Annotated in this window: 10 protein-coding genes and 1 pseudogene; 5 read left to right on the top strand and 6 right to left on the bottom strand. The window is 72.1% G+C overall.

Annotated elements, in window-relative coordinates:
• The first annotated feature begins 94 nt into the window (after positions 1–94).
• Together BFF78_RS35075 and BFF78_RS35080 are read left to right on the top strand one after the other, a co-directional pair.
• Positions 95–1102 carry a GlxA family transcriptional regulator gene (locus BFF78_RS35075; protein ID WP_069782127.1) on the top strand — a complete coding sequence of 336 codons (1008 nt, stop codon included), beginning with the start codon at positions 95–97 and terminating at the stop codon, positions 1100–1102.
• Between the two features lie 335 nt (positions 1103–1437).
• The gene (locus tag BFF78_RS35080) at positions 1438–2127 is read left to right on the top strand and encodes a hypothetical protein (RefSeq protein WP_159033093.1); all 690 of its coding nucleotides are present in this window, start codon (positions 1438–1440) and stop codon (positions 2125–2127) included.
• Between the two features lie 466 nt (positions 2128–2593).
• On the opposite strand, the gene BFF78_RS35085 is transcribed toward BFF78_RS35080, so the two are convergent.
• On the bottom strand, positions 2594–3883 hold the full coding sequence (locus BFF78_RS35085) for an MFS transporter (RefSeq protein ID WP_227025986.1): 1290 nt from the start codon (positions 3881–3883) through the stop codon (positions 2594–2596).
• Between the two features lie 182 nt (positions 3884–4065).
• A complete protein-coding gene (locus tag BFF78_RS35090; RefSeq protein ID WP_069782129.1) occupies positions 4066–5094 on the bottom strand; it encodes a DUF8017 domain-containing protein in 1029 nt (342 codons plus the stop codon).
• 161 nt (positions 5095–5255) lie between these two features.
• Here BFF78_RS35090 and BFF78_RS35095 point away from each other — a divergent pair, with 161 nt between their 5' ends.
• Positions 5256–5708: a DUF4442 domain-containing protein gene (locus BFF78_RS35095; protein ID WP_069782130.1), complete on the top strand. Its 453-nt coding sequence runs from the start codon at positions 5256–5258 to the stop codon at positions 5706–5708.
• A gap of 113 nt (positions 5709–5821) precedes the next feature.
• Here the strand turns inward: BFF78_RS35095 and BFF78_RS35100 are convergent, their stop codons facing one another.
• From BFF78_RS35100 to BFF78_RS49570, 4 genes and pseudogenes are all read right to left on the bottom strand, one after another.
• Positions 5822–6655 (bottom strand): hypothetical protein, encoded by an 834-nt coding sequence (locus BFF78_RS35100; protein WP_069782131.1) that lies wholly within the window; start codon positions 6653–6655, stop codon positions 5822–5824.
• Positions 6655–7644 (bottom strand): hypothetical protein, encoded by a 990-nt coding sequence (locus BFF78_RS35105; protein WP_069782132.1) that lies wholly within the window; start codon positions 7642–7644, stop codon positions 6655–6657. The genes BFF78_RS35100 and BFF78_RS35105 overlap by 1 nt, the downstream gene beginning before the upstream one ends.
• Positions 7641–9866: a hypothetical protein gene (locus tag BFF78_RS35110; RefSeq protein ID WP_159033094.1), complete on the bottom strand. Its 2226-nt coding sequence runs from the start codon at positions 9864–9866 to the stop codon at positions 7641–7643. The genes BFF78_RS35105 and BFF78_RS35110 overlap by 4 nt, the downstream gene beginning before the upstream one ends.
• A 254-nt stretch (positions 9867–10120) precedes the next feature.
• A pseudogene (locus BFF78_RS49570) lies at positions 10121–10363 on the bottom strand (UTP--glucose-1-phosphate uridylyltransferase); the annotation flags it as partial.
• Positions 10364–10657: 294 nt separating this feature from the next.
• Between BFF78_RS49570 and BFF78_RS35120 the strand changes: the two are divergent.
• A complete protein-coding gene (locus BFF78_RS35120; protein ID WP_069782135.1) occupies positions 10658–12622 on the top strand; it encodes an RICIN domain-containing protein in 1965 nt (654 codons plus the stop codon).
• 374 nt (positions 12623–12996) lie between these two features.
• Positions 12997–20889, top strand: a complete 7893-nt coding sequence (locus tag BFF78_RS47460; protein ID WP_079161602.1) for a type I polyketide synthase — start codon at positions 12997–12999, stop codon at positions 20887–20889.
• Position 20890 lies beyond the last annotated feature (1 nt).

Consider the following 20890-nt stretch of genomic DNA (forward strand, 5'->3'; position numbering starts at 1 on the left):
ACTCCCCCATCTCGTTCGCGGTTGATCCACAGCCTCGTGCCGCCGAGGAACCGAAACGAGTGGCCAGATTGCCAATAAGTGAGAGGATCTGGCCATGCAGCAGACCAGGCACCGCGTCGTCGTCCTCGCCCTCCCCGGCGTCGTCCCCTTCGAACTCGGCATCCCCGCCAAGGCCTTCGGCCTCGCCTACGGCCCGGACGGGAACCGGCTCTACGAGGTGCTCACCTGCACCCCGGACGGCCGGCCGGTGCAAACCAGCGAGGACTTCTCGATCGCCGTCGAGCACGACGCACGCGTGATCGCCACCGCCGACACCCTGATCGTGGCGGCCGTCAAGGACCCGATCGGCGGCGGCGACCCGCTCTTCGAACCGGTCGCCGCCGCTCTGGCCCAGCTCCGGCCCGGGACCCGCCTGGTGTCGATTTGCACGGCCTCCTTCGTCCTCGCCGCCGCCGGACTGCTCGACGGCCGGCCGGCCACCACGCACTGGGCGCACAGCAAGCGCTTCCGCGAGCTGTACCCGCGGACACCGCTCGACCCCGACGTGCTCTACGTGGACGACGACGACGTACTCACCTCGGCCGGCGCCGCCGCCGGGATGGACCTCTGCCTGCACCTGATCCGCCGCGACCACGGCAGCGAGGTCGCCAACCAGGTCGCCCGCTTTTGCGTCGTTCCGCCGTGGCGGGACGGTGGGCAGGCCCAGTACATCGCCCGACCCGTCCCCGATGACAGCGGCAGCGACACCGCCGGGGCCCGCGAGTGGGCCCTCCAAGAGCTCCACCGGCCCATCCAGCTCGCCGAGTTGGCGGCCCGGGCGGGCATGAGCGTGCGCACCTTCAGCCGTCGGTTCCTCGCCGAGACCGGCCAGACGCCCGGCCAGTGGCTCACCGCCCAGCGGCTCGAACTCGCCCGCAGGCTGCTGGAGTCCAGCGACCTGCCGGTGGACCAGGTCGCCGAGCGCGCCGGGTTCGGCAGCGCCTCCTCGATGCGCCAGCACCTGGCCGCCGCGATCGGCGTCTCACCCGCCGCGTACCGCCGTACCTTCCAGGGCCGGAACCGCGCCCTGACCCACCGTCAGCCAATGAACACCGGCGGTTGAGCCCAGCGCGGATCCGCTGCCGCCGGGACTGCGGCGCCGCCCGCCCCTCGGTCTGGGCCATCCGGCCCGCACTGAGGAGCATCCTGGCATATGTCACCCGGGTAGACCGCTGAAGATGCCCGAATGTGAAGACCGGGTGAACCTGGCAGTGCCGGCGAAGCGATGCCGGCTCGCTGGTTTCGCAACTCCCGAGGCATGCAACACGCCAAAGGAAAATCGATCAGGAGGAAATCCTGGTGAGACACCCTCTCCGTAAGCACTCCGCGAAAAAAGTCCCGACCTGGCCGTCCTACCGTGGCGTTTCCCACTTTGTTGGGGTAAGCCCGGGAGGATGGGTGACCGTCTACGTAGATCCCAGGCTCGGAACCCCGGGATTCCAGAACGCGGCGGATCTTCTCAGTGATGCCGATCGAGTGGTGGGCATCAACAACCAGATCTTCAGCACGCCCACGGAGCCCGTGAGCGTGATCGTCTTCGCCCTCGACGGCGCCACCGACGGTACGGGAGGCGCAGACCACCTGGGCTGCACCTTCCAGTCCGGCGGAGCCATCGAGGTCTGTGCCTCCTTCGGGAACCCGGCCAGGGTTTCGGGCCTCTTCGAGGCAGAGTTGAGTGAATGCTCAATGAACGGGAGCCTCTGCGGATTCAGCACCGGTGAGGCATTGTCCCGGTGGTGTGCTGCCGTAGTCAGCAACAATGCGCTGTCCGATTTCGCCACGGCTCCGGATTGGGCGGAGGCAGGCATGCCGGACTTCGTCAACAAGACCGAGAAGTCGGACACCGTTCCGGTCAGTACCGGATGCGGCATGGCGTTCATCTCGTGGCTGATCAGCAGCGGATACAAGCTTCCGAAGATCGCCCAGGAAATGGTCGCACTGGGTGACGCGGGCACGCTGGCCGATCTGTACGGACAGCTCACCGGAAACGCGGCCGACCAAGCTTGGCCGGAGTTCAAGAAGGCGATCGAGGCCCTTCCCGGCGGAGTCACCAGCGATGATCCGTTCGGCGGATTCCCGCCCATGTGATCGCGGGCGCCCTTGCCAGAGCGGCCGCCGCGGTGTTCGTAGCGGGGTGGAGGCTGCTCGGCGTACAGGGGCTGACACCTGAGGCCCGGGCTGTCCTTGGAGGTGGTCGTCGGTGCTGGCGCCCTGGCGGCACTGGTCGTGGCCCACCGGCGTCAGCGCGTCGACGAGGACGGGGCCTGCACGAGACCGCCCACCTCCACACCGACCGCTTCACCACCGCCGTCGCCCAGCTCGGCGAGACGTCCGAGGCCGTACCCCTCGACGCCCTACACGCTCTGGCCGGCCCCGCCGACGACGCCCCCATCCCGTCCTGCGCCAGATCGGCATCGACGCGCTGGACGCGTGCCTCCGTCTGCTTTGCACCGCCGAGGCCGACATCGCGGACGACAAGGCGCAAGCCCGGCCCCGATGGGCTGATTCCGCCGGTTCAGGGACGGATCTCCCATCGCCCATCCGACCTGCACCGTCACAGCCGACGGCACGGAGGTGCCGCTTCGGATGACACGCCGGCCTCCGCGCCGAGGCTGCGTACCTGTGGCGCGAGGAGGGCGGCCGTAGTGGCCAGTACGACCAGGGCCGCGCAGCCGGCCAAGGCGTGGCTCGTGCCCACGGCGGCGGCGATGGGGCCGGCGATGAGAAGTCCGAGCGGTGCGAGGGCCAGGGAGCCGAACCAGTCGTAAGAACTGACGCGGGACAGAGCACGCTCCGGGACTTCCCGCTGGATGGTGGTGGCCCACAGGACGCCGAAGACATCGCCCGTGATGCCCGCACAGAACATGGCTACGGCGACCAGCCATACGGGAGCCTCGGCACTGAGTAACGCGATCGGTACGGCAGCCGGGAAAGTACACAAGACAGCGACCAGAACGGGACGGTCCACCCGCACGCGGGCGGCGACACCCGCTCCGACGATGGTGCCCAGAGCCTGCGCGGTGACGATGACCGACCACGCACGCGCTCCGCCCATGTGCTGCTCGGCAGCCAGGGGGCCCAGGACACCGACGTTGGCGTTGAGCGCGGCGACGACGACCGTGTACTGGGCGACCACTGCCCATAACCACTGCCGGGAAGCGAATTCGTGCCAGCCTTCCCGCAGGTCGGTCCAACCCGAGGTGCTTCGGCGTGGACGTGCGGTGATCCGAAGCCGGCCCGTCAGCATCGCGCTCACGACGAAGGATGCCGCGTTCAGCGCGAGCGCCCAGCCGGCTCCGACCACCGCCACGGTGACGCCGGACAGCGCCAGACCGAGCAGCAGCGAGCTGTTGGTGCCCATTCGTAGCAGCCCGTTGGCCTGCTGCAGACGGTGTGTGGGTACTACCAGGGGCACGAGGCCGTCCATCGCCGGGGAGAACAGGGCCGTCGCCGTTCCGGCCAGCGCGGCCAGAAGGCACATGGCCGGCAGTGGTGCGTGACGGGTCAGCACCATGGCGGCCAGCCCCGTGTACGCGCAGGCCCCGAGCCCATCCGCCAAGGCCATCAGTCTCGACCGCGACACCCGGTCCGCGATCACCCCGCCCGCCAGGATGAAGACCAGCTGCGGCACCGCCTGGCAGGCAAGCACCAGCGACAGCCGTCCGCCAACGCCGGTCCCCGGCAGGGCAAGCACCGCGAAAGCGAGCGCCACCCGCGCAAAACCGTTGCCCAGCACGGAAATCACTCGTGCACAGAACAGCAGGACGAACTGCCGATCCCGCCACAGCGGCGCTCCAACCGAGGACTCTGCCACGGCCAGGAACCCTATGCGCGCCAGGCTCACGCACACCTGGAATCAGCCACACCAAGATCGGGGGCTCGTGTCAACAGCGGCAGGGTGCGCGCGGCGGCGATGAGCAAGCCGTCCGCACCGAGACAGGTCATGATCGCCGCCGCGCTCAGCAGGGAGTAGTTGCGGCAGTGTTCCGGCCCGCCGGCTCGCGGTGGGCCGGAACACCGCGCGGCTCACTGGTTCGTCGGGGTTCCGTGCAGCCGGACCGTGCCGAGGATCTTCAGGACGGTCGCCTTGGGCACCTCGCCGTTCACGCCCGTGGCCCCGTAGAGGTTGAACGACACGTAGTCGTGGACGGAGTTCTGGAAGCCGAAGGTGAGCGCCTTGCCGTCGGTGACGCACTTGCCCTTCTTCGGCGTGTGGGTCGACCGGGCCCACGCGTAGCTGCCCTTGACGCCCGAGGTGGTGGTGAAGGACGTGGCCTTCTTGTCCCAGGAGATGCTCTTCTTGTCGGGCTGGGTGTAACCGCCGTAGACCCACCAGGCCGGCGTGTTGATCGCGATCTGGTCCGTGTCCTTGGCGCCGCTCGCGCCCTTGACGCCCGCGGACGCCAGCTCGGTGTCCTCGGTCTGGCCGTCCTTGTTGTCGTCGGAGGTGCACCACTTCGGCTTGTACTGGGCGATGCCCGACATCGTGATGCCCTTGTCCGACTCGCTCTTCGGGAAGTCGAAGCCGATGGCCAGTCCCGGGGACTGGACCGTCCAGTCCGCGGGCACGTCGTAGGCGACACCCCACTTGGTGTTCACCACGACCTTCCAGCCCGGGACGGTCGGCTTCTCCGACACGGTGCCGCGCGGGTCGTCGGTCGCCGAGGAGGTGGCCGTGGGCTGGGAGGCCGGTGACTGGCTCACGTGCTGCTGCCCGCCCTTGCCGCCGCCGGCCTGGTCGTCCTTGCCGCCCTTCTTGCCGAGGACGAGATAGCCGGTCACGGCGGCGGCGACCACGACCGCGGTGGCCGCCACGATCGCGATCAGCTTCGTGCGGCCGCCGCCGCCCTGCGGGGGCTGCGGGACGGGCACGGTGGGCGGCTGCGGCTGTCCCCACTGCGGCTGCTGGCCGTACTGCCCGGCCTGCGGATACTGCTGGTATCCGGGCTGCTGGTACGGGTTCGGCTGCTGGTAACCCGGCTGCTGATACGGGTTGTTCTGCCCGGCGTTGTCCGGGTTCGGCGCGCCCCCTGGCGGCTGCTGATCTGGCCACATGGCCAGTAACCCTAGTCCGGTCCCGGACACGATTCGGTCACCGGTCCTTGTCAGGGTCGTAGCGATCAGCGGGCGAGACCGATACCCCCGGGGCTTCTTCCGGGTGGAGGCGGAGGCTGAAGGTCTGGTCAGCTTAACTACTCACCGGTAACATCTTCCCCATGACAGTTGAAAGCGCCTCGATGGGCGAAATGCTGGCCGCCGCGGTTCCGATGGTGCGGACCCTGAACCTGGAGTTCGTCGAGGTCACTCCGGAGCGCGCCGTTCTGCGGCTTCCGGACCAGCCGGACTTCCACAACCACATCGGCGGCCCCCATGCCGGCGCCATGTTCACCTTGGCCGAGTCGGCCAGTGGTGCCATCGTCCTCAAGGCCTTCGGTGACCAGCTCTCTCGTGCCGTGCCACTCGCGGTGCGGGCCGAGATCGGCTACAAGAAGCTGGCCATGGGTTCGGTGACCGCCACGGCGACCCTGGGCCGCCCGGCGGCCGAGGTCATCGCCGAACTCGACGCGGGCGGGCGACCGGAATTTCCCGTCGCCATCGCCATACAGCGCGAAGACGGGGCCGTCACGGGCGAGATGACGGTCGTCTGGACCTTGCGGCTGAACGGTTGAGCGGGCAGGGGAGGGCTGTCTGAGGACCTGCCGTGGGCCGGGCCCGAACCGTCGGGTCCGGCCCGGCCTGTCCTGTGGGCGGCGTGCTGATCTCTCCCGGATCCGGCTACTGGCTACTTGGACATGACATCCACGACCCCATACGCTGCGGCGCCGAAGGCGAGGATGCCCGCGACGTACCTGGGGTCCTTGGCTTTCTGCATGATCACACTGCCTCGTAGGCCACTCATGGGGACGGTCTTGCGGACGCTCACGCTCGGGCTCAGAAACAGGTACGGGCGTAGCCGGTCCCGGTGTTCGTGGGTGGCGTGGGTGCTGACCACGAGGAGGGGGCGTGCGTCCAGCCCGGTCAGGTTGGCGGGCCGGTACACCGGACGAGTGGGCGTGTCGTCCAGGAGTCTGAGGATGGCCGCGGCGCCGCGTCGGTCTTCCGGAGTGTGGGGCGCGGAGGTGACAGTGCGCGGCGCGGGCGGGTCGAGGGCGGGGGCGACGTCGTCCGGGAGGCTGCCCAGCATGTCCGTCCAAGCCGCGGTCGCGACCGTGAACCCGGGCCAGTCGGTGGTGGTGTAGTCGACGGGCAGGGGGGTGGGCAGGGTGTCGGTCAGGAACGCCCGGGCGAAGCCGAGCATGGTGTGGGAGGGCAGGGGGCCGCGTGCGTACGCCAGGACGCACACGCGGATCGGCCGCTGAGCATGGTCGCCCCGGGTGGAACCGCCGGTGAGACCGTTGGCCAGCAGCGTCCACAGTGGCTCACCGGTGGCCGCGGGCCTGGCGAACAGCAGGAGCGTGCGGTCGTCCTCGTCGACGAGATCGTTGACGGAGTAGCCGCCGCATCCGTCCAGGAGTACCTCGCTGGAGGCCACAGGCCGAGCGTCGTCGACCTGGATCCAGCGGTAGCCGTGCTGGCTGCGGTACCCGCGCGACTGGACGTACCAGGTGGTCGTCATCACCGGCTCCGGTCGTCGTTGGTCAGGTGCGGGTGGGACTGCAGGACCTGGATCCCGGGGCTGGCCGGCGGGACGGACGAGAACGCGTCGAGGGCCTTCACCAGGGCCGGATCGGTTCGTTTGAGCCAGTCGAACATCTTGCGGAACGGGCCACGGCGCTCGCGCCGGTACACGTTGATCGCGAACCGGAGGCCGAAGCGGAGCGGCTGCTCGGCGTCGACCGGGTTGAAGGGCGCGTTCAGTGCGCGGCTGACGTAACGGAAGGCGGGACCCTCGGGGGTGTCCTGGACGGAGGAGAAGCGGATCGTTCCGGTGGTCTGGACGGGAACGACGACGATCCCGACGCGCGGCTGGACCTCGGGGTGGGACAGGTGCGCGAGAAGCGATTTGTACCCGTCGTGGATGCGGTCGATGAGGGCCCGGGTGCCCTCGGGTGTCTCCAGGTACCGCTCGGACTTGAGCGGGACGAGAAGCAGGAGACGGTGCCGGTCGTCGCGCTGCATGATCTGCTTGACGATCTCGTACATCTGCTCGGGGAGGTTCAATTCCTCGTGGTAGGCACCGTCCGCATACATCAGCGCGGGAGCGTCGATCGCGAGGATGATGACGGGGCTGACGTCGAGCTGGTCGGACACGCGCTGCAGCAACGCGCCGCCGGTCTCCAGGAGCAACTCCCCGGAGTAGTCGGTGAACCGCAGCGTGAAGCGCGGTGTCTTGTTCTTGCGTCCGACGCCGAAGTCGAACTGCTGAATGTCGTTGACGCCGGTGGGCCGGACCCTCTCGGTGATGATGACCTGCCGGGAGAGTCTCGCGAGCTGGTCGCCGGCCTTCCGAATCCTGTCCGGTGTGGTGCCCTGCGGCGTCAGGTCGAGGTCGGTCGTGCCCGTCGTGTGGGCGAACTTGCGGTACATGGCCGCGAGCACCGACGTCTTACCGACGCCGGTCGGCCCGAGCATCGTGATCGGGATCGTGTACTTCTCGGAGGTCACGCGGCACTCCCCTGCGACTGTGACTCGTGGGCGGCCTCACCGACCAGGTCGGCGACCGCACGGACGGATTCGGACCACTCGCGCAGGTGGTGGGACCGCTCCGCGAGGGCGGCGAACTTCCCGGGCCAGGCTTCGGTCCGGATGTCCTGGTAGAAGATGCGCCATTCGTCGTCGGTCCCGGCCGCGGAGATGACACGGTCGAAGAACTCCTCGACGATGGCGAAGATCGCCGCGCTGGGGTCGGCCAGCACGTGCCGCAGATCGGCGCGGCACGCGGAGAGGGCCTCGTCGTAGCACACGATGAGCATCTGCCGTACGAGGCCGGGCGTGACGGAGGTGTCGTCCGGTCCCGAGTCCTGTCCGGCGACGGGGAACGGGTACGCGGGCTGGTCCGCGCGCAGTCCGTCCAGGCAGGCGCGGACGCGGTGCTGCAGCATGCCGCGGTAGGAGAGTTGGAAGCCGGCCAGAAGCTCGAGGGCATAACGGACTTCGCTGGTCCCGTCGTCCCGGACCTGTGGGATGCGGGCGGCGACGTCCAGGAGGAAGTCCTTGCCGTCCTTGCCGCTCAGACCCGCGAGTTCGCCGGGGCCGGCGAGGATCTGCGCGACCTGCCGCTGCATGGCCACGGTGCGGCTGTGGAGGGCGGCCTCGCATTCGAGGAACATCCGCGACAGCCGGGCCCGCGCCTCGTTGAGGTACTGGCCGTACGCGATGCTCAGCCCGCCCTCGCTGGCCGCCCGTGAGGCGATCTCCTCCGCGGAGGGATGACCGGGCTCTGCCACCGCCTGCTCGTAGATCTCCTCCAGGGTCGTATAGAGCAACTCGTCCTGAAGGGAGCGTTCCTGACCCAGCGTGCGGACCAGGCCGGCGAGCGCGGTGGCCAAGCGCCTGTGGGTTTCGTTGAACAGTTCGACGAACGGCAGGAACCACACCGACGACGGCTGTGCGAACTCCGCGATGCTCAGGGCGCGGACGGTGAACTTGCGGACGCGGTCGCGCAACTCGCGTGCCTTCTCGCCGCGGACGGCGAGGTGAGCGGCGTCGAGGTGGTCGAGATTCGCCAGGAGATGGTCGACGACCTTGTCCATCACGTCGGCGACCTCTTCGCTGCGGGAGCAATCGACGATGTGCGTCTGCGCGACGGTGAACGGGGATCCGGGCACCCACTCGTGGGCCATGAGCTCGGCCTGTTTGGAGTTGTCGAGCTCGGGTGTCACGCACTTGTTCACGATCAGGAAGGAGCACTCGCTGAGCGCGGGCCCGCTTCCCAGGCCGGCGTGGACGTACTGGTGCAGGCGGAAGTCCTCGGTGCCGATCGCGTCGCCGAGGGCGTTCGGGCGGCGGACGAACACCACGAAGTCGATCTCGTCCTGCATGGCGTCGACGATGCGTTCGGCGTCCTGGAGATTCGCTTCACCCAGACCCGGCAGGTCGATCAGGGACAGACCGGTCCAGTCGGCATGGGCGAACGGCGCTGTGATCCGTACCTCCCGCACCGCCCGGAACGCGTGCAGGGGCTGTTCATCCTCGTCCTTCTGCGCGACGAACGAGCGGATCCGATGCCGGGGGATCGGGAGCGGCAGGCCGGTCGTCAGCCAGTCGCGGTATTCGGGCAGATATGTATGGAAGCCGGCCAGGTGTTTATAGAGGCCCCCGTCTACGGTGCTGCCGCTGTTCAGCGCGGGGAGGGGCCGGGCGAAGCCGGCGAGGCTCAGCGGTGCGTCGCCGAGGTCGAGCCTGGTGAAGTACGGGCCGATGATCTCGCCGAGGAACGACCGCTCGGTGTGGAAGTAGACCTCGGCCCGGGCTTCGCCGGGCTCGTGCCGCAGCACGCTCGTCACGCCCGTGCAGTAGTCCCCGTCGCTGGTCGGCACCTCCTGCTCCGTCAGGCCCGTCAGGCTCTGGATGAGGCGGCTCTTGCCCTGCCGCGCACGTCCGATCACACCCACGTTCAGCGTCTCGCGGTTGAACCGGGTCAAGGCGACCTTCAACGCCGCGATCTCAAGAGGCAGGTCCTTCAGCAGGCCCTCCAGGTCCCTCCCCAGCGCCTGGAGCTTGTCCCTCGCCTCGTCCGGCACGATGCCGACGAGCCGGGCCCGCAGCGCTTCGATGGTCTGCAGGCCGGCGAGGACATCGGTCAATGCGTCGGAGCGCTTTTCAAGCAGTCGGGCTTGCCTGGCCCGCCTCTGCCGGATCACCCCGATGCGTTCGACACGTGACACGTGCACCCTCCCCCATCAACAACCAGGCCAACTCGGTGGCGAGCGCTCATGGTTGCAGGGTCACGCGCCGATGTAGGGGTATTTCAAATAATTTGTAGGTGCATTGTGTGATCGGACATCCGAGCGGCACCGTCGATGGGTATGCTGCGCCCCTTCGATGTGGTCGCCCCCTCCCCGCCGCCGGTCGTGCCGCCCTCCAGGCCGGCCACGAACTCCTCGAGTCAGCCGGTGAATTCGGGGCCGAGGTCCGGGCGGGCGCAGCCGCAGAGGTGGATCTGCTCCGGGCCGACCTCCATCAGCGCGGCCACGCCGCCCGCGTACCGCTCGCGGACCTGAAACATGCGGCTCAGCAGCGTCTCGCGCGCGTCGATCAGATCGTCGCCGAGGAGGACCGCGAAGGGCTGGTCGCCGACGTGGTGGCGGGCGCACAGCATTGCGTGGCCGAGACCGAGCGGGTCGCCCTGGCGGATGTGGTGGATGTCGGCGAGCCGCGCCGGCGATCATGCGGCCCGTGCTGGGGGACGCGGATGAGAGGACGCCCGGAGAAACTTGCGAACCGGCTGTGAAGCGATACCGCCGGTAACTCATGTGTAATTCGCCGACTTTGAAACCGTGTCATTCGCACTCCTTGTTTCCTGTGAGCCGCGTGTGCGAAGGTGAACCTCCCCGCGGGAGGGCAAAGGCGGGCGTCGAGCGCCCAAGCCGGCCCATTAGGTATGCACCAATCGGCACTGCTTTCCGGCAGGACGGCATTTCACGTGCGGTCCTGTCGCTGGAAAGGAAATGGTTCCGTGCAGTCCCCTTACCCCCCACGCCCGCCCTATCCGCCGCTGCCCGGTTCGCCCGGGGAGTCCGACCGCACTCTCGTCGCCCTGCTCGGCGGCCCGCATCCCGCCCGCCATCACGCCGTGGCCCTGCTGCTGGCCCGCCATTGGCGGGCCGCCCGCGACTACGCGATCGTCTGTCTGGCCTCCGCCGGACCCACCGCCCAACTCGTGGCCACCGCCGCCTTCCACGAGGTCCTCGGCCGGGTGGCGGGCGGAGCCATCGGCGGCGCGGTGCGTCCGCAGCTGCTGGTCGCCGTCCGCGACACCGTCCGCGCCTGGGCGGCGGACGACGTGGCCTGCGCGACTCTGCCGGAATTGCGCAAACCCACTGGTGGCCGCGGACTGCGCGCGACAAATCCCGGAACGCCGGAAAGGCGGCAACTCGCCGAACGCGCATTTCGGGCCCTTCCCGGCGCTTCCCAATGCCTTCTGTGGCATGCCGAGGTCGAGGCCGAACCCATAAACATACCCGCTGGTCTACTGGCGATCGACCCGGCCACCGCCACGGCCGCCCTGGAGCAGGCACGCGAGCAATTCCGCGTCGGTTGTGTACGTGCCCACCGGGAACTCGCGCCCGCCACGGAATGCCGGTTCTACAACCGGCTCCTGGACGTCCCCATGCGCCGGGGCGGCGCCCTGCTGCCCGATGTGCGGCGGCATCTGACGGCCTGTGCCTACTGCCGGCACGCCGCGGAAACCTTCGCTCTGTTCGACGACGGCCTCGGTCTGCTGCTCGCCGAGACCGTGCTCGGCTGGGGAGCCCGCCGCTATCTCGACTCGCGCCCCGGGCGCGGCGCCGCCGAGGAGTGGCCGCCGGCGCCGGCGCCCGACCGGGCGGGGCCGGCGCCTGGCGGCAGGCACCGCACCGGGCCCGGCAGCCGCCGTCGCAAGGCCGTCGTCATCGGCGTCGGACTGACCTCGCTCGTGCTCCTCGCCACCGTCCTCGTGGCCAGAAGCTGGTCCGACGACAACGGTGTCCCCACGCCCGGCGTCACCTGGGGCGCCCCCGCAGGCCACACCACCCGCCCGGGCGGCATCGGCGCCCGGGCCGCCACCTCCCCCTCCGCCGCCTCGCTCGGCGATCCCGTCGAGCTCGCCCACGGCAGCCTGCGCGGCCTCGCCTCGGGGCGCTGCCTGGACGTCGGCGGTGACGGTGCCGCGGCGGGTGCGATGGTCGGGCTCGCCCCGTGCTCGTCCGCCGCCTCGCAGCAATGGTCGTACCGGGACGACGGGTTGCTGCGCAGCGCCGCCGCCCCGTCCCTGTGCCTGGCCGCCGACCCCGGGACGAAGAGTGTGGTGCTCGCCGGATGTGTCGTACACGCCGGCGAGGTGGCGTACGACTTCACCGTGCGCGGCGAGATCCTGCTCCGCCGGCACGGGGGCCTCGTGCTCGCACCGGGCTCCGGCGGCTCCTTTGCCCGCGTCGGGCTGGTACGGCGTGACGGTTCGCCCGGGCAGCGGTGGGTGCTGGAGGCGGGTGCGGACGGGGTACGGTGGCCGGATGCGGCGCCGGGTGGGCCGGGCGCTCCAGGCGCTCCGGAAGTCCCAGGTGTTCTAGGCGCTCTAGGCGTTCCGGGTGTTCCCGGTGTTCCGGGCATTCGGGCGGTTCCCGGTGCTCGGGGCTTGGCTGGTGTGCCGGATGGGGCGGACGTGCCCGGGGACCGGCAGCCGGGGCAGCCGGAGGGGGATGCCGGCGGGGCGCCGTACGGGGACGGCTCGCGCGGCGGGCCGGAGCGTGGGCCGGGGGAGCCGGGGGAGTCGCGCCCGGCGAACGAGACCCGGATCGCCCAGGTCCGCGCCGAGCACGGCCGGCGGCGAGCCGGTTCGGTGACGCTCGGCGGAGCGGTGCGCGCGGTGCACGACGCCCTGCCGCCGGTCCACGGCCCGGTCGCCGCCGTACCGGGGGCCGGGCGGACGCTGCTCCGCTGACGTGTCGTGGGACGCCCGGCCGGGTTCGAGCCACGGGGCCGAAGTCATGCGGAATTTACAGACTTCGAGTGGGTGTCCCGGAGTGTTGCGGCCGGGTGAGTGCGCGGTGAAGCAGACGGGTGGTTTGACCGGGTTGTGATGGTGTGGCGCGTGGACCCCGGCGGTCCCGCGCCCGCACCCGTGCGAGGAATAGCCCCGTTTCTCAGCCCTTGCGGGGAATTCGGCCCACTGGCCGAATCGATGTCACCGGCCGCGAAAAGGACGCGGCGTTATTGACCCGTGAGTAGGCCGAGGCTAGTTTCCGGTGCCCTCGTACCAGATCGTTCCGCCGCACACCCCCCACCGTGCTGTCTCGCCGATCGTGCCGGAGCATCATGACCTCGCCTGTGCGCGCCCATGACCTCGTCCTCTGCCTCACCCCGTTCGGAGAACCCGACGCCGGGCTCACCACCGCCGCCTGCGCCGCGGGCGCGCTCGGCATCCTCGACCTCGGCACCGGCGACCGAAGAGCCCGAGAGGAACTGTCCCGGCTGATACGGGCCGCCCCGGGCCCCTTCGGCATACGGGTGACCGGGCGCTGCACCCTGACCCCGGCCGACGTCGGCGAGGCTCCCGACACCGTGGTCCGCACCCCGGACGCGAGCTGGACCATCCCCGAACTCACCGCCGGCTACCGGGTATTGGCAGAGGTCACGGACATCGGGCAGGCGCACACGGCCGTGCGCGCCGGTGCCCGAGGGCTGATCGCCCGGGGCGCCGAAAGCGGTGGCCGGATCGGCGAGCTGAGCACCTTCGTGCTGCTGCAACAGCTGCTGTCCGACGGTGAGTTGAGCGGCGTCCCCATCTGGGCCTGCGGTGGCATCGGGCCGCGTACGGCTGCGGCCGCCGTGGCAGGCGGTGCCACCGGGGTCGTCCTGGACAGCCAACTCGCCCTGCTCGCCGAGTCGGCGCTGCCCGAAACGGTCCGGTCGGTGCTGCGCTCCCTGGACGGCTCGGAGACCGTGGTGCTGGGCGGCCACCGGGTACTGCGGCGCCGGGACCCGGACGCCCCGCACCCGCCGGCCGACGACCCCGATGCGGTCGCGTCCCTGCTCGGCGCCACCGACCTGCGCGGCCGGCTGCTCCCGGTGGGCCAGGACGGCTTCCTCGCCGCCCGGCTCGCCGAACGGTGCGGGGACGTACGGCGGTTGGTGCGGGAGGTCTCGGCGGCGATAGGCGGGGTGGCGGATGGCGGCTCGGCATCGGTGCCGGTGCATGAGCTCGCTGAGGGCGGTCCGGCATCGCGGGCGCCGCGCGGCGTGGCCGGGGACGGCCCGGGATCGGTGTCGACGCCTGACGCGGCTGACGGCGGCCCGGCATCGGTGGTGATGCGTGGCGTGGCCGGGGGTGGTCCGGGGTCGGTGGTGTCGCGTGGTGTCGGCGAGGGTGGTCCAGCACCGGTGGTGGTGCATGAGGTGGCTGACGGAGGTCAAGCATCGGTGCCGACGCCTGACGCGGCTGATGGTGGTCCGGCATCGATGGCGATGCACGGCGTCGCCGGGGATGGCTCGGCTTCGGCGGTGATGCGCGGCGTGGGCGGGGACGGTCCGGGATCGGTGTCGACGCGTGAGCTGGCTGAGGGCGGTCCGGCACCGCGGGCGCCGCGCGGTGTGGCCGGGGGTGGTCCGGGGCCGGTGTCGACGCCGGAGGTGGCTGACGGCGATCCGGCATTGCGGGCGCCGCGCGGTGTGGGCGGCTCGGCATCGATGGCGATCCCCGGCGTCGCGGGGGACGGTCCGGGATCGGTGTCGACACCCGAGGTGGCTGACGGCGATCCGGCATTGCGGGCGCCGCGCGGTGTGGGCGAGGGCGGGTCGGCGTCGGTGGTGATGCGAGCCGTCGCCGGGGACGGCCCGGCATCGATGGCGATGCAGGGCGTCGCCGGGGACGGCTCGGCTTCGGCGGTGATGCGCGGTGTGGCCGACCGTGGGGCCGCCGCCGCTCTGCGACCCGGGTCGGCCATGAGTCGGGCGCTCGGTACCCGGCTGCCGGTCGCGCAGGGGCCCATGACCCGGGTCAGTGACCAGGCGGGGTTCGCCGCCGCCGTCGCCGCGGACGGGGCGCTGCCGTTCCTGGCGCTGGCCCTGGCCGACGGCGAGCGGACCCGGTCGCTGCTCACCGAGGCACGGGCCGTGCTGGAGGGGCGGCCCTGGGGCGTGGGCGTGCTCGGCTTCGCGCCCGAGGACGTCCGCAGCGCCCAGTTGGACGCCGTACGGGAGCTGCGGCCCACGCACGCGGTCATCGCGGGCGGACGGCCCGCGCAGGCCGAGACGCTGGAGCGGGCCGGGATCCACACCTTCCTGCATGTGCCCTCGCCGGGGCTGCTGCGGCAGTTCCTGGACGCGGGTGCGCGCCGGTTCGTGTTCGAGGGGTCCGAGTGCGGCGGGCATGTGGGACCGAGGGCCTCCTTCCCGCTGTGGGAGGCCCAGCTCGCCGTACTGGAGGACTTCCTGGGGGGTGCCGACGACGCGCAGGCCCGTCGGCTGGAGGTGTTCTTCGCGGGCGGTGTGCACGACGAGCGGTCGGCGGCCATGGTCGCGGCCCTGGCGGCACCGCTCACCGCCCGGGGCGCCGCCGTCGGTGTGCTCATGGGCACCGCCTACCTGTTCACCGAGGAGGCCGTCGCGCACGGCGCCATCCGCCCCCTCTTCCAGCGACAGGTCCTCACCGCCACCACGACCGCCCTGCTGGAGACCGCCCCCGGCCACGCCACCCGCTGCGTCCCGAGCCCCTTCACCGCCGGCTACCGTGCCCGGGAGGCCGCTCTACGGGCGCGGGGACTGCCCGACCGGGAGATCTGGGAGAGCCTGGAACGGCTCAACGTGGGCCGCCTGCGCATCGCCAGCAAGGGCGTCCAGCGCGGCGCCGACGGTGAGCTGGCGACCGTCGGTGAGGAACGGCAGCTCGCGGACGGGATGTTCATGGCCGGCGAGGTCGCCGTCCTGCGCTCGGCGACCACCACCCTGGCTGGTCTGCACCGCTCGGTGACCGACGGCGCCGCCGACTTCCTGACGCGACGGGCCGTCCGCCCGAGTGCGTCGTCCGCCGCCGAGCCGCAGCCGCCCGCACCGCTGGACATCGCGATCGTCGGCATGGCCTGCATGTTCCCCCAGGCCCCCGACCTCGCCGCCTTCTGGGCCGATGTCGTCGCCGGACGCGACGCCGTCACCGAGGTGCCGCCCGAGCGCTGGGACCCGGCCGTGCACCACACCGCCGGCAGCACCGCGTCCAAGTGGGGCGGCTTCCTGCCCCGCATCCCCTTCGACCCGCTGCGCTACGGCATCCCGCCCGCCTCCCTCGGCAGCATCGAACCCGTCCAGCTGCTGTCCCTGGAGGCGGCCCGCCGGGCGCTGGAGGACGCCGGATACGGCGACCGGGGGCGGAAGTTCGACCGCGCGCGGACCTCCGTCGTCTTCGGCGCCGAGGCGGGCAGCGACCTGTCCAACGCCGTCACCCTGCGCGCCGTCCTGCCCTCGTACTACGGCAAGGTCCCCGACGGCATCGAGGAGCAGCTGCCCCGGCTGACCGAGGACTCCTTCCCCGGCATGCTCGCCAACGTCATCTCCGGCCGGATCGCCAACCGCCTCGACCTGGGCGGCGCCAACTTCACCGTCGACGCCGCCTGCGCCTCCTCCCTCGCCGCCCTCGACGTGGCCTGCAAGGAACTCGTCTCCGGCACCAGCGACCTGGCGCTGTGCGGCGGCGCCGACCTGCACAACGGCATCAACGACTTCGTCCTGTTCTCCTCCGTCCACGCGCTCTCCCCGACCGGACGCTCCCGCGCCTTCGACTCCTCCGCCGACGGCATCGCCCTCGGTGAGGGCGTGGCCTGCGTGGTCCTCAAACGGCTCGCCGACGCCGAACGCGACGGCGACCGCATCTACGGCGTGGTCAAGGGCCTCGGCTCCGCCAGCGACGGCCGCTCCCTCGGCCTGACCGCCCCCCGCCCCGAAGGACAGCGGGCGGCGCTGGAACGCGCGTACCGCAACGCCGGGGTCTCACCCGCGGACGTCGGCCTGGTCGAGGCACACGGCACCGGGACCGTCGTCGGCGACCGCACCGAACTCACCGTTCTCTCCGAGGTGTTCACCGAGGCCGGAGCCGGCGCGGGCGGCTGTGCGCTGGGCTCGGTCAAGTCGCAGATCGGGCACACCAAGTGCGCCGCCGGGCTCGCCGGCCTCATCAAGACCGCGCTCGCGCTGTACACCGGGGTCACCCCGCCCACCCTGCACCTGGAGCGGCCCAACCCGGCCTGGACGGAGGACGACAGCCCCTTCGTCTTCCACACCCGCGCCCGGCCCTGGATGGCACCGGCCGCCGAACGCCTCGCGGGGGTCAGCGCGTTCGGCTTCGGCGGTACCAACTTCCACGCCGTGCTGGCCGCCCACGCCGACGCCGTACCACCCCGGCAGGCCCTGGACGCCTGGCCGGCCGAGCTGTTCCTGTTCCGGGGCCGGGACACGGCGGCGGCCCACCGGCAGGCCGAGCAGCTCCTGTGCGCCGCCGAGACCGACGGGCCCCCCTGGCGCCTGCGGGACCTCGCCCTCGCCGCGGCCCACCGCGCCGACACCTCCCACGAACCGGTACGGGCCGCGCTCGTGTCCCGCGACACCGAGGAACTCAGAGGGCAACTGCGGCGGCTCCTGGCGGGGGAGAGTGATCCGGCCGCGGGGATTCATATTGCGGGCGCGGTCGCCCATGGTGCGGGCGCGGTGGCCCATGGTGCTGCGGACCCGATGGCGGCCGGTGCTGCTGCGGGTGCGGTGGGGGCCGGTGCCGCTGATCCGGTGTGGGGGGAGGTCACTGACCGGACCCCGGAGGGCGGCGCGGGCCCGGTGCGCCGCCAAGCCGAAAGGCCGGCTGTGGACGGCGCCGCGGACCCGCCGCACCGCGCGGCCGCGGACCCCGTGCCGGGCAAGGTCGCCTTCCTCTTCCCCGGACAGGGCAGCCAGCGTCCCGGCATGCTCGCCGAGCTTCTGGTGCACCTGCCCGAGCTGCGGTACTACCTGGACCTCGGCCGTGCGCACACCGACACCGTCCATCCACCGGCCGCCTTCGACGACGCCGCACGGGAGCGTCGCCGGGCCGCGCTCACCGACACCCGCAGCGCGCAGCCCGCCCTCGGCATCACGGGCCTCGCCGCGCACGCCTTCCTGACCGCGGCCGGGGTCCACCCCGACCAGGCCGCCGGCCACAGCTACGGCGAACTGGTCGCCCTCGCCGCGGCCGGCGCCCTCGACCCCGAGACGCTGCTGGAGCTGAGCGCCGAGCGGGCCGGCGCGATCCTGGCCGCGGCGGGCGACGACCCGGGCACCATGGCCGCCGTCGGCGCCCCCGCCGAGACAGTCGTACGCACCCTGCGCACGGCAGACGCACCCGCCTCGGTCGTCGTCGCCAACCTCAACGCGCCCGAGCAGACGGTGATTTCGGGGCCCACGGCGGACATCGAGGCAGCGGTACGGCTGCTGCGGGCCGCCGGGCTCGGGGCGCGGCGCATCCCTGTGGCCTGCGCCTTCCACAGCCCGCTCGTGGCCGGGGCGGGGGAGCGGTTCGCCAAGGTTCTCGCGGACAAGACGGTACGGGCGCCCGAGTTCCCCGTGTGGGCCAACCGCACGGCCGCGCCCTACCCGCACGACCCCGACGGGGTGCGCACCGAACTCGCCGCCCAGATCGGTGCCCCGGTCGCGTTCGCCGCCCAGATCGAGGCGATGTACGAGGCCGGCGCGCGCGTCTTCGTCGAGGCGGGCCCCGGCACGGTCCTCACCCGGCTGGTCGGACGGATCCTCGGCGACCGCCCGCACCGCACGGTCGCCTGCGAACCGTCCGCCGACAGCGGCCTGCGCGGCTGGCTCGACGCCCTCGCCCAACTGGCCGTCGCCGGACAGCCGGTGCGCACCGCCTGGCTCCTGCGGGGCCGCGACGCCGTCGACGCGCTGCGCGCCCCGGCGCCGCGGCGGCCCGGCTGGACGGTCGACGGGCAGCTGGTCCGCACCGCCGACGGAGCACTCCTGCCCGGTGCCCTCGCACCGGCCCGACGAGTCGTGGAGACGACCGTGACCACCGACCAGCCGTACGGCGCCCCGGCCGACCGGGACGCGCTCATCTCCGAATTCCTGCGCACCAGCCGGGAGATGATCGCCGCCCAGCGTGACGTCCTGCTCACCTACTTCGGCGCCACGCCCGGCGTCACACCACCGGCTCCCGTGGCACCCGTACCGGCGCCGCAGCCCAGCCTGCCCGAACTCCAGCCGGTGGCAGCGCAGTTGTCCGAGCCGGTCGGCGAGGAGCCGGTGGACGACGTGGCGCGGGTCGTCCTGGAGATCATCAGCGAACGCACCGGCTACCCCCTCGACATGATCGAACCCGACCTCGATCTGGAGGCCGATCTCAGCATCGACTCGATCAAACGGGCCGAGATAGCGGGCGAACTCGCCCAGCGCCTGGGCATCGCCGGCGGCGCCGACGTCCTCGACGACGCCGAACTGGAGGAACTGGCCAAGGCACGCACGGCGGCAGCGGTGACGGCATGGCTGACGTCCCGGGTCGGCGCACAGCCCGGCGACGGGAGCACGCAGGCCGAGGCGCGGTACACCGGCGACGGGAACACGCAGGCCGAGGTGCGGTACACCGGCCACGGGAGCGGCCAGGCCAAGGTGCGGGACACCGGTGACGGGAGCGGGCAGCCCGTGGCGCCGTACGCCGGCGGCGGGAGTGCGCCGACCGGTGAGCCGCACACCCCCGTCGCCGTGGCCCCCCGCCGGTGTGAGCTGCGACTCGTGCCCCTGCCGGAGCCCGACCCGGCCACCGCCCCCGCCCCCGACGACCTGTCCGGCCGGCGTTTCGCCCTCCTCGGGGACGGTGAGGGCGCGGCGGCCGAGGTCGCGGAGCGGCTCGCCGGATACGGCGTCGAAGCGGTGCCCCTCGACCGGGGGCACCTCCTCACCGCGGCCGACGGCCCGCTCGACGGTGTCGTGTACCTCGGCGCGCTTCCCGGCCCGGACCTCCCGGTGCTGCCGGACGCCTTCCCGGTGCTCCAGGCGGCGCTGGCGTGCGGCCCGCGGCGGCTGCTCGCCGTCCGGGCCGCCGACCCCACGGGGGCACTGCGGGCGGCCGGGCTGGACGGACTGTTCCGCAGCGTCGGCCGCGAGTACCCGGACCTGCTCGCACGAGTCGTAGCCGTCGCGGACACCGCCCCGGCGGCCGTCGCCGACGCCGTACTGGCCGAGCTGCGCGCACCCGGACCGGCCCCCGTCGTCCTGCGTACGGCGGCCGGAGCCCGGCAGGGTCTCGCCCTCCTTCCCGCACCTCTCGGCCCGCTCGCCGCCACCGGCGCCGGACCCGCCGGTGACGGCGCCGCCGAAGCGGCCGCGCTCGGCCTCGACCGGGACTCCGTGATCCTGCTCGTCGGCGGCGCCCGGGGCATCACCGCGAGGTTCGCGGCCACGCTGGCCGGAGCCGGCCGCTGCCGTATCGAGCTGCTGGGCCGTACCCCGGCGCCCACCGCGCCCGAGGAACCGCACACCGCCGCCGCCCGCACCCCCGTCGAGCTGCGCGCGGCACTCGCGGCCGGCTCCGGCGCGGCCGGACCCGCCGAGATCAACCGGGCCGCCGAACTGATCCTCGCCCAGCGGGAGATCACCACGACCCTCACCGAACTCGGCGCACTCGGCAGCCTGGCCCGCTACCACTCGGTGGACTTCCGGGACCGGGATGCCGTCCTGCGGGCGGTCAAGGAGATCCACGCCGAACACGGCCGGCTCGACGGAGTCGTCTTCGCCGCCGGGGTGATCGAGGACCGGCTGATCGCCGACAAGACCCCCGAGTCCTTCCAGCGGGTCTACGGCACGAAGACGGCCGGGGCCGCCGCGCTGTTCGCCGCCCTGGACGACCTGCCGGGCGCGCCCGCCTTCACCGTGCTGTTCGGCAGCGTCGCCGCCGTCCTCGGCAACCGCGGCCAGGCCGACTACGCCGCCGCCAACGACGCCCTGGAAGCGCTGGGCGCGGACTGGGCCGCCAGGACGGGCACTCGCGCGCTGACCGTCCACTGGGGACCCTGGGCGCCGTCCGGCACGCACGGCGGGATGGTCGGCGCGGACCTGGGCCGCGAGTACGCCCGGCGCGGGATCGAACTGATCGACCCGGACGAGGGCACCGCCGCCCTGCTCCGGGAACTCGCCTGGGGCGAACCGTCGGCCCGAGCCGTCGTCTACGCCGCGTCGGGCTGGTGAC

This window comes from Streptomyces fodineus (genome assembly GCF_001735805.1).
GTDB lineage: Bacteria > Actinomycetota > Actinomycetes > Streptomycetales > Streptomycetaceae > Streptomyces > Streptomyces fodineus.

Excerpts from the sequence above, each read along its gene's own strand:
- BFF78_RS35075 (WP_069782127.1), top strand. The coding sequence starts at position 95 with ATGCAGCAGACCAGGCACCGCGTCGTCGTCCTCGCCCTCCCCGGCGTC.
- BFF78_RS35090 (WP_069782129.1), bottom strand. The coding sequence starts at position 5,094 with ATGTGGCCAGATCAGCAGCCGCCAGGGGGCGCGCCGAACCCGGACAAC.
- BFF78_RS35095 (WP_069782130.1), top strand. The coding sequence starts at position 5,256 with ATGACAGTTGAAAGCGCCTCGATGGGCGAAATGCTGGCCGCCGCGGTT.
- BFF78_RS35100 (WP_069782131.1), bottom strand. The coding sequence starts at position 6,655 with ATGACGACCACCTGGTACGTCCAGTCGCGCGGGTACCGCAGCCAGCAC.
- BFF78_RS47460 (WP_079161602.1), top strand. The coding sequence starts at position 12,997 with ATGACCTCGCCTGTGCGCGCCCATGACCTCGTCCTCTGCCTCACCCCG.